The organism is Armatimonadota bacterium (assembly GCA_017303935.1).
GTDB lineage: Bacteria > Armatimonadota > Fimbriimonadia > Fimbriimonadales > Fimbriimonadaceae > JAFLBD01.
In genome coordinates this window covers 488524-503780 of sequence record JAFLBD010000002.1, presented here as the reverse complement: position 1 = coordinate 503780, position 15257 = coordinate 488524, and the positions used below count along the sequence as shown (strand labels likewise).

At 54.4% G+C, this 15257-nt stretch carries 18 protein-coding genes; 10 read left to right on the top strand and 8 right to left on the bottom strand.

All coding sequences use genetic code 11. From position 1 onward, the window contains the following. Window positions 1-2: 2 nt before the first annotated feature. Genes J0L72_06970 through J0L72_06940 form a run of 7 tightly spaced genes read left to right on the top strand, consistent with a single transcriptional unit; the run spans window position 3 to window position 4811 of the window. Complete coding sequence (locus J0L72_06970; protein ID MBN8690522.1) at window positions 3-1127, top strand: DUF1385 domain-containing protein; 1125 nt, start codon at window positions 3-5, stop codon at window positions 1125-1127. 6 nt (window positions 1128-1133) lie between these two features. Next, window positions 1134-1373, top strand: a complete 240-nt coding sequence (locus J0L72_06965; GenBank protein ID MBN8690521.1) for a preprotein translocase subunit SecG — start codon at window positions 1134-1136, stop codon at window positions 1371-1373. Then, a complete protein-coding gene (locus J0L72_06960; GenBank protein MBN8690520.1) occupies window positions 1357-2082 on the top strand; it encodes a metallophosphoesterase in 726 nt (241 codons plus the stop codon). The genes J0L72_06965 and J0L72_06960 overlap by 17 nt, the downstream gene beginning before the upstream one ends. After that, window positions 2079-2750: a copper homeostasis protein CutC gene (locus J0L72_06955; GenBank protein MBN8690519.1), complete on the top strand. Its 672-nt coding sequence runs from the start codon at window positions 2079-2081 to the stop codon at window positions 2748-2750. Before J0L72_06960 ends, J0L72_06955 begins: the two co-directional genes overlap by 4 nt. Next, the gene (locus J0L72_06950) at window positions 2747-3163 is read left to right on the top strand and encodes a hypothetical protein (GenBank protein ID MBN8690518.1); all 417 of its coding nucleotides are present in this window, start codon (window positions 2747-2749) and stop codon (window positions 3161-3163) included. The genes J0L72_06955 and J0L72_06950 overlap by 4 nt, the downstream gene beginning before the upstream one ends. Before the next feature lie 14 nt (window positions 3164-3177). After that, the gene (locus J0L72_06945; protein MBN8690517.1) at window positions 3178-4053 is read left to right on the top strand and encodes an isoaspartyl peptidase/L-asparaginase; all 876 of its coding nucleotides are present in this window, start codon (window positions 3178-3180) and stop codon (window positions 4051-4053) included. After that, window positions 4053-4811, top strand: coding sequence for a hypothetical protein (locus J0L72_06940; GenBank protein MBN8690516.1), 759 nt, complete (start codon window positions 4053-4055; stop codon window positions 4809-4811). Before J0L72_06945 ends, J0L72_06940 begins: the two co-directional genes overlap by 1 nt. On the opposite strand, the gene J0L72_06935 is transcribed toward J0L72_06940, so the two are convergent. Genes J0L72_06935 through J0L72_06915 form a run of 5 tightly spaced genes read right to left on the bottom strand, consistent with a single transcriptional unit; the run spans window position 4797 to window position 8360 of the window. After that, window positions 4797-5582: a hypothetical protein gene (locus J0L72_06935; GenBank protein ID MBN8690515.1), complete on the bottom strand. Its 786-nt coding sequence runs from the start codon at window positions 5580-5582 to the stop codon at window positions 4797-4799. The genes J0L72_06940 and J0L72_06935 overlap by 15 nt on opposite strands. A 7-nt stretch (window positions 5583-5589) precedes the next feature. Further along, entirely contained in the window at window positions 5590-6654 is a 1065-nt protein-coding gene (locus J0L72_06930; protein MBN8690514.1) for an aminopeptidase P family protein, read from the bottom strand. Then, complete coding sequence (gene aroQ / locus J0L72_06925; GenBank protein MBN8690513.1) at window positions 6651-7106, bottom strand: type II 3-dehydroquinate dehydratase; 456 nt, start codon at window positions 7104-7106, stop codon at window positions 6651-6653. Before aroQ ends, J0L72_06930 begins: the two co-directional genes overlap by 4 nt. Then, on the bottom strand, window positions 7103-7297 hold the full coding sequence (locus J0L72_06920; GenBank protein MBN8690512.1) for a Trm112 family protein: 195 nt from the start codon (window positions 7295-7297) through the stop codon (window positions 7103-7105). The genes aroQ and J0L72_06920 overlap by 4 nt, the downstream gene beginning before the upstream one ends. Continuing rightward, on the bottom strand, window positions 7269-8360 hold the full coding sequence (locus J0L72_06915) for a glycosyltransferase family 4 protein (GenBank protein ID MBN8690511.1): 1092 nt from the start codon (window positions 8358-8360) through the stop codon (window positions 7269-7271). The genes J0L72_06920 and J0L72_06915 overlap by 29 nt, the downstream gene beginning before the upstream one ends. 60 nt (window positions 8361-8420) lie before the next feature. Between J0L72_06915 and J0L72_06910 the strand changes: the two genes are divergently transcribed. Further along, on the top strand, window positions 8421-8795 hold the full coding sequence (locus J0L72_06910; GenBank protein MBN8690510.1) for a hypothetical protein: 375 nt from the start codon (window positions 8421-8423) through the stop codon (window positions 8793-8795). A 4-nt stretch (window positions 8796-8799) separates the two neighbouring features. Here J0L72_06910 and J0L72_06905 read toward each other — a convergent pair whose 3' ends face one another. From J0L72_06905 to J0L72_06895, 3 genes are all read right to left on the bottom strand, one after another. Beyond that, the gene (locus J0L72_06905) at window positions 8800-9567 is read right to left on the bottom strand and encodes an ABC transporter ATP-binding protein (GenBank protein MBN8690509.1); all 768 of its coding nucleotides are present in this window, start codon (window positions 9565-9567) and stop codon (window positions 8800-8802) included. Next, window positions 9554-11551, bottom strand: a complete 1998-nt coding sequence (locus J0L72_06900; GenBank protein MBN8690508.1) for an ABC transporter ATP-binding protein — start codon at window positions 11549-11551, stop codon at window positions 9554-9556. Before J0L72_06900 ends, J0L72_06905 begins: the two co-directional genes overlap by 14 nt. 180 nt (window positions 11552-11731) lie before the next feature. Then, complete coding sequence (locus J0L72_06895) at window positions 11732-13165, bottom strand: hypothetical protein (protein MBN8690507.1); 1434 nt, start codon at window positions 13163-13165, stop codon at window positions 11732-11734. A 258-nt stretch (window positions 13166-13423) separates the two neighbouring features. Between J0L72_06895 and J0L72_06890 the strand changes: the two genes are divergently transcribed. Together J0L72_06890 and J0L72_06885 are read left to right on the top strand one after the other, a co-directional pair. Next, entirely contained in the window at window positions 13424-14452 is a 1029-nt protein-coding gene (locus J0L72_06890) for a hypothetical protein (protein MBN8690506.1), read from the top strand. A gap of 90 nt (window positions 14453-14542) precedes the next feature. After that, window positions 14543-15235, top strand: coding sequence for a hypothetical protein (locus J0L72_06885; protein MBN8690505.1), 693 nt, complete (start codon window positions 14543-14545; stop codon window positions 15233-15235). The last annotated feature ends 22 nt before the right edge of the window (window positions 15236-15257 follow it).

Here is a 15257-nt window from a genome sequence, read left to right as displayed (position 1 = left end):
CCTTGAGCTCCTCCGGTAGCCTCCAGCGCAATGTCGCCGTTTTTTGCCAGCCGGTTAACCCGGTGAGCGCGAGCGCGTCGCTTCAACTGGCTGCCGAACGAATCCGCACATTCGGAACCCCTATCCTACCCATCGTCGAAAACGGCGTGATCAAGGGTGTGGTAGACGGTCGGTTGCTTACTTCTGCACTCGCTGGCGGATTCGATCCATCGGCTAGGGTAGATGTCCTCCCTCCCACAGAAGTCCCAATGATCTTTGCCTCGGCACCTGGAGCGGAGGCATTGCGCGTGTTCGAGGAGACGCGTGCCCAAGCGGCATTGGTGGTTGACCGCGATTACAACTTGGTCGGAGTGCTCACCCCCGCCCACCTCTTCCCCGCGTCCGAATTCAGTTTCCGGCCGATGGTCGTCGGAGGGATGGCCACTCCGGTTTCGGTCTATCTTACGAATGGATCAGCGTCGGGAGGAGCGACCACGTGGCACCTCATCCTTGCCGGAATGTTGCTCGGGCTCTTGCATCTTGGTGCAGACGCTGCATCGATGGGGCTAGAGGCTGGATTGACCGCACTCCACGCGCCGGTAAATGTGATCAATGCCGTCGTTGGACCTGCGAGCGTCTTACTGTTCTTGATCGGATTGCGGCAAGTGCCGATGGCCGGATATCACGCTGCAGAGCATATGGTCGTACACGCCATCGAGCGTGGCGAGGAGCTACACCCCGATATCGTCCGTCGCATGCCCAGGGTCCATCCGAGATGCGGCACCAATCTGGCCGCTGGGATGGGCCTGTTCTTTGGGATCGCCTTCGCGCCTTTCCCGATAGACCCAGAACTCAAAATTCTTGCCGCGGCCTTGGTCACTATCTTCGGCTGGAAATCCATAGGGTCGTTTTTGCAACTGTATTTCACAACCCGCCCGCCGAACAAAAGGCAGATCGAAGCCGGGATTCGCGCAGGAAAAGAACTGCTCACCCGGTACGAGAGCGACCCGGTTGTTGCGCCGTCAGGTTGGATTCGATTTGCAAAATCCGGCCTACCGCTGATCCTCGTCGGATACATTTCGCTGATCTTCCTGATCGACCTTGCCAGCCAGTGGTTGAATTTTGGACCACTCTTGCGGGTATCTTAGGTTGTCGTGAACGATTCCGCCTATCAAGTCCTGTTGGGAGTAGCCGTGCTTGTCGCCTTGCTATTCACCATCATCGTGCTCCTCACAAGCAAGGGAGATGCGATGTCGGGCGGTGGCCAAATCCGCACCACGTTTAAGGGTGGTCGTGCGACGATTGACGATCAGATCAATAAGCTCACGTTTTATCTCGGCGTGGGATTTGTCAGCTTGATGCTGATTTTGGACTTCGTTGGGCACAAAGCGTAACCTTCGGATTCTCCACCTCAACGATCTTCACGGTCATTTGACCGAGCAGCAAGTCGCGCGCATACAGTCTTTCAAGACTCCGGATTGCCTCATATTTGATTCGGGCGATGCGATCAAAACTGGAAACCTCGGAATCCCTTTGCGGCAGGAACCGGTTTGGAATCTCTTTTCGCAAATTCCACTGACAGCTTCGACCATTGGAAATCGCGAAACTCACGTCATCGAGCGAGTCTTTAACTCCAAGATCGCTGGCGCGGCACATCCAATCTTGTGCGCGAACATGATTTTTCAAAGCTCTGGGAAACTTGTTCTACCAGCATCTCTCGTGATCAGCGTCGCGGGGATCAAGGTCGGAATCTTAGGAGTTTCGGTACCAATGGTCACCGAAAAGATGGTTTCCAAGCACGCTAGCGAGTTCATCTGGACTGACCCGATCGCCGCAGCGATTCAAGAAGGCAACAAACTCCGCGCAGATTGCGATGTTGTGATTGCTCTCACCCACATTGGCATGCGCCAAGACCTCAAGCTAGCCGAAACCGGAGCGGTCGACCTTATTTTTGGAGGCCATTCTCACACCGTTCTTGAAAAGCCGGAGCTGCACGGATCGACCTGGGTCGCTCAGGGCGGATCGCATGCAAGATTCCTCGGAGTTTATGATTTCGATGTTGATTCTAGGATGCTTGAAGGAGAGTTGAAACCACTCAAATGATGCTCGAGATTGTTTGTTGCTCGGTTGAGGATATTCGCGTCGCCGAAGCCGCAGGGGCGACTCAATTTGAGCTTTGTACAGGGATCGAAGTCGGCGGGCTAACTCCTTCCTTAGCCTTGATTCGACAGGCGCGCAAGGCAACTCAACAACCTATTTACTCCATGGTGCGCCCACGACCCGGCGACTTTGCCTACTCGAAATCAGAAATCGAAACCATGGTCGAAGACGCGCACATCATGGCGGAGGAGGGCATGGATGGCATCGTGTTTGGCATTTTGACTGCCTCAAATACACTCCATTCGCCTGCGATGGCCCACGTCCAATCGTCTGCGCCCAGCCTCGAGTTTATCTGCCATCGAGCGTTCGATCACACGCCAAATCTGGACCGTTCTTGCCAAGAGTTGATTGCGCTCGGATTCAACCGAATTCTTCTCAGCGGAGGAACGAAGTCCGCCCTTGAAGGTGCATCCACTCTACGAAGCCTAAACGAGAAGTTCGGCGATAGAATCCAACTGCTGCCCGGTGGCGGCATTCGCGCTCACAATGCGAAAGAAGTTCTTGACTCCACTGGCATTGCACGGCTGCACCTCGCTCCATTTGTTGGGAATTCTCTGGATGCGGAAGTCATCCAGGAAGTCCGCCGCGAATTGGTAGACTTCATTTCATGAAGCTCAACACCTGGCTCGCCAAAGCGCAACGCGAGATTCTCGACGACGTGCTCGAGTCCCGCGAGCCTAGCCAGGGTGAATTTGATCCAAACATCTTGAAGGAAGCGCGGGTTATCGGCAATCCCCAGCTTGGGACTCTGCAATATTTTCCAGATTCGGTAACGATCGAAATCGTGTTCAGTAAGCCAGGAGTGACCGCTATCATCTTGCCGGTTAAACTCGACGCGCCGCAACGAATCGTATTCCTCCCGGTGCCAGATTGGGTGGTCGAATCCATCTGGCAAGGCGAAATCGCAGGGAGTTATCACTTCGAATCAGATGCCCTGGCAATGGTACAAGAATTCACGCAACTCCTCGATATTGAACGGAATTCCGCACTTTTTGGACCACAACGAGCCAAGCGCCGCGAGTAGACTAGGTTCCAATTGTGAGTCAATCTATCATTCTTTCATCGTGGAAAGAACCCGGCGAGGTCGCCATTCGCGCCGCTTGGGCGAAGAAAAGTGAAGGCGGAAGCGTACTCGATGCACTCGAAGCTGGGCTCGCCGCCGCCGAGTTAGACCCGACACTGACGCTCGTCGGACTCGGCTCGATCCCGAATTCGGACGGAGAGCTCGAGCTTGACGCTTCGATGATGCGGGGCAGCGACTACCTCTGCGGCGCCGTGTGCGCTGTTCGCGGAATTGTGCCGGTAATTTCTCTCGCGCGGATGGTGATGGAAGACACCCCGCATGTCATGATCGCCGGCGAACAAGCTAGACGATACGCCATCGAGCGAGGGATGAAGCCACGCAATCTGGTCACCCCAGATGTGGCCGCGCAATACGACATTTGGCTCCAAAACCCGGAAAGAATCAAAGAGTACGTTCATGCAATTTCCGACACCGTAACCATGCTTGGCGGGGAAAATGGACAGCTGTTCGCGGCTTCGTCGACCAGTGGACTGCCCTACAAGCAACCAGGTCGGGTTGGAGATTCACCGATCTTTGGGGCTGGGATCTACGCCGATGACGAAGTCGGTACCGCTGGAGCCACTGGCAACGGCGAAGAACTTTGGAAGGCTTGCGCTTCGTTCCGTGCAGTCGAAAACATGCGCCATGGAATGACACCGCAGGAAGCCAGCGATGAAGTCGTGAATCACATGCTCCGGCGACAACCCAAGGTGCACGAACTGCCTTGCGTGGTGTTTGCGATGAGCAAAGATTGGCAGATTGGTGCGAGCTGTACTCAAGGCGATTTTCCGCTCTGGGTTTGCAAAGATGGCGAAATGGAATTGATCACATTCGGGACGCCAGCATCTTGATGCGCGCGAATCAGCTGATCGAAGAGATTTTCGAAATCATCACCGAATGTCCCAAGGGTGTCGATTCGACAGAAGTCGCCGAGCACTTCGAGACTTCTGTCCAGCAACTTGGAGATGCCTTTGAAGCGATCAAATCTTCTGGTAAGGTCGTGAGCGTGGGAGGACATTGGTTCCTCAACGAGTCCTTCGAAGTCTTCCAGCAGGAGTTCGTCACTAAGGTCAATCAACTGCATTCTGAAAATCCAAAGGAACTTGGATTCGACCCTGAACTGGTGCAAAAGTCACTCGGTTATTGGCTGACCCGACGCGCCCTTCGTCGGGCTGGCGCAGAACTCCAGCGATTAGGATTAATCCGCGTCACCAGCAAAGGTTGGCTCCCGCCCCAAGCTATCATCGAGGTTCCGCGAAATGCGGGCAAGACTCTGGACCGAATCGTGCATGAACTTCAAGAGTTTCAGCTTGCTCCGCCAACGGTCAAGCAGATGTCACAACTGCTGCACATCCCACCTCAAGCCGTCGAAGCGGCCTACCAAATAGGTGCGGATTGCGGGATTCTGGTTCTGCTCGCCCCTGGCATCGCGATCTCTCAGGAATCATTCCAAAAGGCGGTCGAGCAGTTGCCTCCAAAATTCGATCTAGCCCTAATGCGAGAATCCCTCGATACATCGCGAGAATTCACGGGCGCACTGGCAGACTTTTTGGTGAATACCGGACGGGCGACCCTCAATGGCGAACGCTACACGTTAACGCAGAACTAGCTTGAGCGCATCGGCCAAGGTCGGCTGTTTCACCGCAATCAACCGAATGTGTGGGAATCCTTCGCGAATCAGTTTTGCCGCCAATTCTTGGCCGTCGCGGGCCTGAAACCGCATCGTTCGACCGTCAATGTCGAGTTGGACTTGGAACGGCTCCACCAGCGCTCGAATCGCAGAAGTATCGTCAGACTCGATTTCGATTTCATCCGGTTGAACCATCCGAGTGAAGTCGTGTGGACGCCCATCGAAACGCATCCCGCGCTCGGTCAGAACCAGGAGCCGGTCAAACTTCTCTGCAATTTCCGGGCGATTGGTGGTGGCGATAACCAATGGAAACTGGAGCTTGAACATCTCCGAGAGCACGCCATCGATCACCCAAGGCGAAAGCAGATCCAGCGCGCCATCCAACAGGACCACGTGGTTTGGCCGCGATAGAAATTGGAGCGCAGTCACGGCTTGTTGATGCCCGGGGCCGAGCGATTGCACGTTCTTTCGGCGCACATCCCAAAGACCCGTCAGGGTCAACAACTCCGCAATACGGTCCGGGCTGACGTGCTTAAGCATCCCTTGCGGCGTCACTCGCCCAACCTTGACTTCAGTATCTAGCTCCAGAACTGGGGTTCCGCGCGGAAGTTCGTCAGCGACCGAAGCAAGTAGCCGAGACTTCCCACAGGAAGCTGGCCCGACGATCGCCGAAGGTTCAGAACTACGGAATTTGATGTCAGCCGGAGAGGCTTCTGGCGTGGTCTTAAAACCTTTGACAGATGCGTCCATGCTGGGTTTAGACGATCAAAAGCGCTTTCGGAGTGTGCGTGATGATCTCAGGGCCAGATGCCGTGACGACCACATCATCTTCGATCCTGACGCCGCCAAATCCTTCGATATAGACGCCCGGCTCGACCGTCCACACTTGTCCGGCAACGATCGGTTCGTCAGCGGTGTGATACAACCTGCCTGGATCGTGAACAACTCTGCCGAGCCCGTGGCCGAGGCTGTGCCCAAAGTACTGTGCGAGGTCCTTTTCATTCAAGATGTCTCGCGCAAGCTGGTCTACATCCTTGCCGTTTGCACCAGGAACGAGTGCCGCACAGCATTCTTCTTCGGCGCGGAGCACCTGCTCATAGATATCTCGATGCCGATCGGAGCATTCGCTCACCACAACCGTGCGAGTGATGTCTGAACAATAGCCGTCCAAACTGCACCCCAGATCAAGGGTCACGAATTCTCCGCGTTCGATCTTTCGCTCCGAAGGTCTTGCGTGAGGCAGCGCACTATTTGGACCGCTGGCCACGATCGGATCAAACCCAATCTTCGCGCCTTGCTTCCTGAAGAAGAATTCGATATCAAGTCCGATGTCGTACTCGGAGACGCCGACTTGGATCATCGAAATTGCGCGTTGCATGCAGGCGTCGCCGAGCTTGCAGGCTTCTTTGATCAGAGCAATCTCATCAGCGGTTTTGATCTTGAAAAGATCGGTCAACAAGTTCTTGCAGGAAACAAGTTCAACCCCATCGTATTTCGCCCGCCAGGCTTCGACCTGCGCGTAGCTCGCGCTGGACTCAAAGGCGAGTTGCTTGGCGCCGAGTCGCTTCACTTGGTCCGCAACAACATCTTGAATGACCTTGCTGGGGTCATGCGGGATGACGTCGAGTTCCTTGACTTGATTCTTGGCCTGTATCGTGTACCGACTATCGGTGATGAAAACGCCTTCATTCGGGGTGACGAGTGCAATTCCGAAGCTCCCAGTGAAACCGGCTAGCCATTGCAAGGTGGCGGGTTCGTGGATTTGCAAATGCTCCACGCCAGCGGCGGTCATGGCAGATTGTAAACGCTTGAGTTGGCTCATATGACTTCGATTTGCAGGTTCTGAAGCGCTTCGATGGCCAGCACATAGCCAAAGCCGCCGAACCCGGCGATCTGACCAACAACCACGGGGCTGATCACGCTTTTGTGCCGGAATTCTTCGCGGGAATAGACGTTGCTCAGGTGGACTTCGACGACCGGCAATCGAACGCTTGCGAGGGCGTCCCGGAGCGCGTACGAATAGTGTGTTAGCGCACCCGCATTGATGATGATTGCGTCCGCCCAGGTTCGGTGTTCTTGGATAGCATCGATGAGGATTCCCTCGTGGTTTGACTGCAAAATCCGCACGTCTACTTTGAGTTTCTCGGCGGCATTGCGAACCATCTCGTCGATATCGCTTAACGGCTTTTTGCCATAGATATCCGGCTCCCTAAAACCCGTTAGGTTTAGGTTTGGACCGTGCAAGATCAAGATTTGAAGCGTTTTGGCACTCATGACTTTGATTGATTCTCAAACTCGGCGTCTTCTGGGAGAAGCTGCGGGATTCCATCGACAATTGGGTACTTCGCGCCACAATCCGGGCAGACCAAATACTGATCCTTCTGGGTCAAACCGGGCCGATGGTCGCACCGTGGGCAGGCCACCGTGCGCAACAATTCAGGCTCGATCTTGAAGGCAGGATTCATAGATTTTTGCAGTTTGATCTGCGGCGGTTTCCCAGTCAAAATGCGCCGCGCGCTCAAACCCCTTTTGACGATAGTCTTCTAGCTTACCGGAATCAGCCAACAGGTTCCGAATCGCCGCCGTCCAATCCTGAACCGATTCTAGCCCGACGATCTCGCATGCCTCGCCCGCGACTTCTGGCAATGCGCCGCGATCACTACAGATCACGGGACAGCCGGCATGAAAAGCTTCAAGCAGTGGAATTCCAAATCCCTCGTGCAAGCTCGGACAAAGGTACAAGTCCGCTGCGCAGTAAAGAGCAGAAAGCAATCCTTCATCGACATATCCCGTAAAGTGCGCTCGGTTGCTCATCGGGAGCTCGCCGTAGTGCTTCCTGCCAGTAAGAACAAGCCGGTGTGGTACATCGACCGGCAATGCGTCCACCGCTTTGATGATATGGGCGATGTTCTTTCGTGGCCAAATCGAACACACCGAAAGCACAAATGGTGTCGGGATTCCGGCGGTCTTGACGATTCGAAGCGCCTCATCCTTTGGGATTCGAGTCAGATTTAAGTTCCGACCGTTGTGGATCGCGTGTGTCTTCCCAACCGCATTGGGATAAAACAGTTCGATTTCCCGTTTCGAATTTTCGGACACTGTGATGATCGCGCCCGCATCTCGAATGGTGATCGGAATCGAAGTATTCAGCACCTTCAAGTCGCCGGACTGAAACCACTCCGGACCGATTTTGAAGCTGATATCGTGGATCGTGCTGATGCTTCCCGCTGGAGCAAATGGCGAAACGGAGTACTGGGTGTGAATGAGTTTGTAGCCTAGTCGTCGCGCGGCAAGTGGAAAGGCGAGCAGGCTCCAAACTCTCGGATGGATGGCTCGCACGACCCTCCAATGCTGCTTTACAACCTTCGGCGCGATCTCAGGTGCGGGCCGATCAGAGAACAATCCAATTCGGAAGGGGCGATCTTTGCTCAGCAGATGATTGATCAGTTGGGTCCAATAAGTGGAATCTCCGGTGCTCAACCCGTTATATAACCGTGCATCAATCGCAATTCCGGGTACCTTCTTCATTGCGTTGGAACTTCCTGTTTGCGCAAAACGATCATATTCTTTGGAGCTTCAGTCAATCGGATGCGACGAAAAAAGAAACCGATTATTCCTATCCTCATTATTACCGCACTTGTTGGCGGCATAGGATTCTACAACACCCAGCAGGCGACTGCTGGCGGAAACTTGGACCACATGGGGCATGAGCATGAAGCCGAAGAGGCACAACCCCTCGCTACTCCTGGTCCAACCATGTCGGATTCTCAACGCCAGCAGGATATGAAAAACGCGCTAAAGGAAGTCGGGGCGGACACGAAGGGCAAAGTCACGTCTCCTGGCTCGTTTCCAGGGCGAGGTGAGCCGACTGTGCCAGCTCGGGACCTCTCGAAGCCAGCACCACCGCCAGAAGGCGGGCGAACAGGAAGTCAATGGTACACCGAAGAAGCGTCTGGCCGCTAGAGCTTTAGACCGGCGTTACCCAGTCCCGTCTTGAACCTTGGAGCCACTCGAAGTTGACTCCGAGGCATCGCCCGACTTCACCTGAATTGATTGCCTCTCGAATCGGCTTTTGCTCCCCGGCTACTTTGTCGCTGAGGCAGATGCACTGATCACAGAACTGGAGCGCGATGTTTAGATCGTGGATAGCGCAAAGAAGCATTTTGCCAGCTTTCCTTAAATCGTTGAAGATTCCGGTGAGCTCCAACTGGTGCCTCAAATCAAGATGAGCTGTCGGTTCATCGAGCAACAGTACGGGGGCTTCTTGAGCGATCGCCCTTGCCAGCAGAACTCGCTGATATTCACCGCCGCTGAGTTCGGTGATGACGCGGTCACCGAGGTGCAAGGCATCAACTTGTTCCAGAGCCGCTCTCGCCTTTTGAATGTCCTCATCGGTTTCCACCGCTCCCGCTAGAGCAGCGTGCCTGCCCATCAGAACTGCCTCGATCACGGAGAATCCGAAGATTGGTGGCTCGCCTTGCGGTACGAACGAGAGGTACTTCGCGCGCTGGGTAGAAGACATCCGGATAAGATCTTCGCTTTTATAACGTGCAATGCCTTGGATCGGCGGGAGGTTGCCAATTAAGGACTTAAGAATGCTCGACTTACCACTTCCATTTGGCCCCAAAAGTGCCACGCTTTGCCCCGGTTGAATCTCGCAATTGAACCCAGACAGGACCGATTGACGGTCGTATCCCACCGAAAAATCTGTTACGGAAAAGCTATCCGACGCCATCTTCGATCAGTCCGGAGTTGTACGCCTGGTACATCTTGGCGAATGCTTCGCCGCGCGAAATCAGCTCTGACGGGGTCCCGACTTCGACTACTTCTCCACGGCGCAGGACCAATATCCGCGTCGCGCGCATGGCTGTACTGAGGCGGTGCGCGATGAATAGCGTCGTCCTATGCTGCATTGCAACGTCTAGGGCTTCGGTTACCGCGCGTTCACTTTCTGTATCAAGGTTGCTAGTCGCTTCGTCTAGCAGCAGGATTTTTGGCTCGCGAATGATTGCTCGCGCGATCGCCAACCGCTGACCCTCTCCGCCGCTGACTTTTGCTCCACGTTCCCCGATCATGCCGCCAAACCGTTCGGGAAGTCGCTGAATAAACACTCCTGCATGGGCCATGTCTGCGGCCCGTTCAAGCTCGGCTTCAGTGGCATCCGGCTTGCCCAGCATGATGTTGTCGCCAATGCTACCAGCGAACAAAAATGTCTGTTGAGGGACCACGCCGAACTGGCCACGAAGCCACTTCAGATCAAGTTCGCGGATATCCACGCCATCAAACAGGATTTGACCGGAAGTCGGATCATAAAACCTCAGCATCAGGTCGGCGATGGTCGTCTTACCTGCGCCGCTCGGCCCAACTAACGCCAGCGAGCTGTTTTGTTCGATGACGAAACTGACGTTCGAGAGCGCACGGGTCCCGTCCGGATAATCGAAGCAGACGTCACGAAACTCGATTCGAATCCCCGGGTTTTCAAGCACTTTCGTGCCAGAAGCCATCACTTCATCCGGGCAGTCGAGAACTTCTGAGTAAATCCGATCGGCCGCGGCTTGAACCTGATTGAAGGTGTTGTTGACATTCGAAAGTGCTCGCGCACCTTGGTTGATGATATCGAGCGCAAAAGTGAGCGCAACAATCTGACTGATCTCCAAAGTGCCGACCTTCGCGAGATGACCGCAGATATAGAGGATCGTCGCAAGGCTAATCGCTCCGACGAGTTCGACCATCGGCCGCAGCTGGGCAAATCGCTTTGCGGCGCGCATCTGGCTCGTAAACGAAGATTCGACAAGTCCTTGATAGATGCCGACCATTCGCTGTTCTGCGGCGAACGCCTTAACGACGCGTATGCCGCTCAGTGCTTCCGAAGCCATCCCAGTCAAAACGGCAAGATCGGATTGAACCGCGCCCTGATCTTGCTTCATTTTCTGACCGTTTCGGTGGACGAATGCTGCCAAAACGGGGATGAAGAGCATCGCGATCAGAGCGAGTTGCCATTGAATAGTGAAGATAGTGACCAAAGCGGCGATGGCCTTGAACGGCCCGTCAATGCTGTCCCGAATCAAATTCACAGCGGTCTGGTAAACGTTGACATCGTTGGTGAGGACGCTCTGAATACTGCCGATCCGCTTGTTTGAGTAGTACTGAATCGGGAGCCTTTGGAGCTTCGAAAAAAGCCGTATGCGCAGGTCCGCGGCGAGGCGGTTGGCTGCCCGAGTGAGATAATATGCCTGCCCGCGAGTGAACCAATACTTGGCGATAAACAGCCCAACTACGCTCAAGCAGATGAACCCAAGATCGTTCAGGGCGGCGTCTTGCCGCTGCTTCGATTCAGCTTCTGATTCGCGAGGAGCAAGGTTTCGATACGCCGCTTCTACCTTTTCGACCGGCAGTTGCAGTCGGTTAGCCAGATCAGCCGCAGGCGGTAGCAGCTTGCTTGGTTCGTAGCGTTGCGTGGTGAGTGCCTCACGCAACGGCTTTTCGTCAACGCCGAGTTCCTGTTTGAGTTCGCTCAAAAATGGCACAGCGGCGGACCGTACGGGTGCCGAATTGCTGATCGCTCGGATCGCGCGCTCAGTGAGCGGGATCATCGAGGCGGTGAGGAGCGAGCTGATGCCGACACAAATGAGCCCTTTTACAATGGATGCCCGCTGATCTCGAAGCGAGCCAGCTATTCGAGGATCGATGCGAAAAAACTTTGGCAGGGCAAGGCGCAAGACTCTCGTAGTATACGTAAAAACGCCACGCCTCTTCCGGTCAGAAGGAGCGTGGCGTCCGTGCTACATCGTTCACGCACCATGGCGAGCCTTCGGGGGGCTAGCCATGGCGAATATTTTGTTTTTCCTAGATGCCAGGAGTCTGGCGGCTGTCCTGAACGTCACTAGGAGACGACTTGATTATCGCAGTAGCGACAGAACCGATTGCGGTGCAGAGTTCGCTTGAGCAAGCATCGACATACCGCTCTGTTGAAGGATCTGCAGCTTCGTGAAGTTGGTCATTTCCTGAGCAACGTCCACGTCGCGAATGGCCGATTCTGTTGCGCTCAAGTTTTCTCGAGCGACGCTCAGCGATCGAACGTTCGTTTCCAGCGTGTTCTTAACGAAGTTACCGATTTGGCCTCGGGCCGAGCTGATGTCAGCGATTGCTTTGTCAATCACCGACAGAGCATCAGTAGCTCCGCTGTCGGACAGCAGGTCAATGTTCGCCATTGTCTTACCAGAAACTGCGCCAGTACCGATTGAAGAAGCGGCAAAGTTGCCGATCGACAATGCTGCGGTTTCGCCGGCATTAGCACCGATCTGGAAGTTGGCAGAACCAACCTGAGTTTGACCAGCGAGGGTAGCACCAGTGGCGTTACCAACGCTAGAGAGTGTGATCGCGTTTCCTGCGGTGTCTCGGAGAGTCAGACCGCTACCTGCATTAAAGGTAACTGTGGTCAAACCACCCGATGTCGAACCGTTGACGTCGATCGAGACGTCGGCGACAGCGTTGACACCAGCATCGGTTGCTGGAGCGCTGAAGAGGTTCGCGGAACCGTCAACGACGGTCACCTTTGCATCTGCACCGTAAGCTTTAGTGTTGAACTGAAGCGTGTTCGATGCGTTGAGCGAAGCAGTGACGCCGGTTTGATCCGAAGCACCATTGATCGCGCTGAGCAGCGACGATACCGTTTGACCAGCAGTCACGTTGAACGAGACGCCGTTAACCGACAAAGTCGAAGCATTGGTGATCGTGCTCGAAAGAGACGCGAAAGTAGCAGTCGAGTTCACAGTTGCTTGTTCAGCAACAGTCGTAACGTTGACCGTGACCAACGATCCACCGGTGATCGCTGTTCCACCGAAGTTACCGCTGAGGCTGATCGAACCATACTTAGAAGTATTCGCGACGCCTGCGGTCACACCAGCCGAACCGTCAAGCAACTTCTTGCCAGCAAAGCTGGTTTGGCTTGCAATTCGGTTAATCGAACCCACGATCGAGCTCAATTGTTGCTGGTTTGCTTGTCGCTGACTATCGTTGAGAACGGCACCGTTGCCGCTAGCAACTGCCAACGATCGGGCATCAGTCAGAAGCTTGTTAACTTCGTTCAAGGCGCCTTCGGCAGTCTTGGCGTAGTTTGTGGCATTCTGGTTGTTGCGAACCGCTTGATCAATTCCCGAAATTTGAGCGCGGAACGACTCGGAGACGATAAGACCCGCTGGATCATCGGCTGCCGAGTTGATTCGAAGACCGGTAGACAATCGAGTCATCGACGTGTTCATTGCTGAACTAGTCTCTGACAGGTTGCGCATCGCCGTCATCGATGAAATGTTTGTGTTGATTCTAAACGACATAAGTTTTGAGTTCCTCCGTGAAGATGCGGGCCAATCCCTGGCCTCCCACGTTTGCCCTCGCTGTTTCCAGCATCGGACACGTCTTTTCTTCCGTCGAACTACCAGGATCAATCCTGATCGAATTACCAGGGTTCAAAAACACCCGCTGAATTACGGGGGTTTTTAGCCACTTTGAACTCATTTGCACCCCCTTTGAACGGCTTTTTGGCTCTAGAAGCTTGCGAAGGCAACAAAATTTCGCCAGCATTTATACAGAAATTGACCCGTCAATTTGGGCAGGAATCAGCCCTTTGGGCGGTTCAACAATCAGAACTCCGCAAAAAAGCGGGGGCAAAATTTGTTCACCCCGAGAGGCTCCTCTTCACCAAAGAAGCCCTTGAACAAGCGACTCATCACCGTGTATCGGACTATCACGCCGATCGGTTTCCACCTGGCGTCCGAGTCCTCGATATGACTTGCGGGATCGGTGCTGATTCAATGGCCCTTGCAAAACACTGCGATCTTGTCGGTGCCGAACTTGATCCCGAGCGAGCGTTCTACGCAGAGTTCAATCTCGAAGCGATGTCGTTGAATGGCGAAATCCGTTGCATCGACTCTTATGAGCTTCACCCGAATTTTGAATTCGCCTTTGCTGATCCTGGCAGGCGGCAAGGCGGCAAGAGGATCGTCGATCCCGATGAATATCTGCCCAATCCGTCGGAGATCGCCTCTCGAGGCTCGCACCTGTCTTTGCTCGGCATCAAACTCAGTCCAGTCGTTCCGGATTCGTACTTAGAATCGCTTGGTGGAAGGACGGAATTCGTCAGTTTTGGCCGAGAGTGCCGCGAAGCCTGTGTTTGGAAGTCTCCAGATCGCGATTACTCGGTGAGCTGTGTTCACATTGAATCGGGCGAATCGCTCGCTAGCCGGCCAATCACCGCGGTCATAGATGAGCCGGGCGAATTCCTGTATGATGCGGATCCAGCTGCGGTTCGTGCGCATGCTCTTGGCAACTTTAACGCCGCAGCACTAGGAGACTCGCCAGGATATCTGACCGCCGATCACTCCATCGAATCGCCTTGGCTTCGTCGTTACCGAGTTCTTTGGTACGGCCGGTTTGATGTGAGCGATATCAAGTCCACGCTCAAGAAGCTCGATTCAAAAACGCCGGAGATCAAGCAGCGCGGCACAGAACAGGATTTGATTGCCCTGCGAAAGAAGTGGATTCTGAAAGGCGATCAAGAGTGCATTGTTGTCCTTTTTCGGGTTCAAAAATCGATTCGCGCGATAATTTGTCGCGAAATCTAAAATCGCCCTAAAGTCCACTAAAGTCGTACCCGACAATCCTAACAGGTGCCCTGGTTTTAGGGTCCCAAACCTAAAGTGGATTGTCAGGAAATGCAACTAAAAAACCTCGAATGTCAGTTAGCAATGGCGCAGCTCAAGCGGTATACCGCCGGTGCCAAGCTTTCGGATGAGGCACTGGAAGCGTTGGAAGCTCATCTCGTCGAATGTTTGGATTGCCAACGTTCGGTGCAGTCGCTAAACCATGTCCCAAACCCGGATGCCCCGGCGCAGGCCGTGGTTCAGTCCCGAGAAAATGAGATGAATAGCCCAACTCCGGCAACCAAGAAGTTCGGGAAGTTCGGGCTGAATCTCAACGCGAATCAAAAGACGCTCATCTACAGCGTCGTCCTGGCTGGCGTTTTGCTCTTGATGAGCACGCTCGCCAACAATCCCACCAAACTTTTCGGTGAACGAGTTCTCACCAACAGCCCTGGATCATCTGCAAAAACCCCCGCCCAGAATCCAACCCCAGCCGCAAAGCCAACCCCGAAACCGGTTGTTGCTAGCGCGGTCGCCGAGCAAAAGCCGATCGAAGACACTAAGCCTGTCTCAGAGCCGGCTGCCACTCCTAAGCCCAAAACACGAGTCATTCGGCAACAACCCATCAGCCGGCCCGTTCGCCGAGCGACCGTCGCCAGAAAATCTCCGGCTAAGGCTCAAACCAAACCTGCGGCAAAACCGCAGCCAAAGCAAGCCGTCCCTGGCGGCATCACCGTTTATGACGAAAACGGAAATCGACTATAAACCCTCAATTGGAAAATCAAAC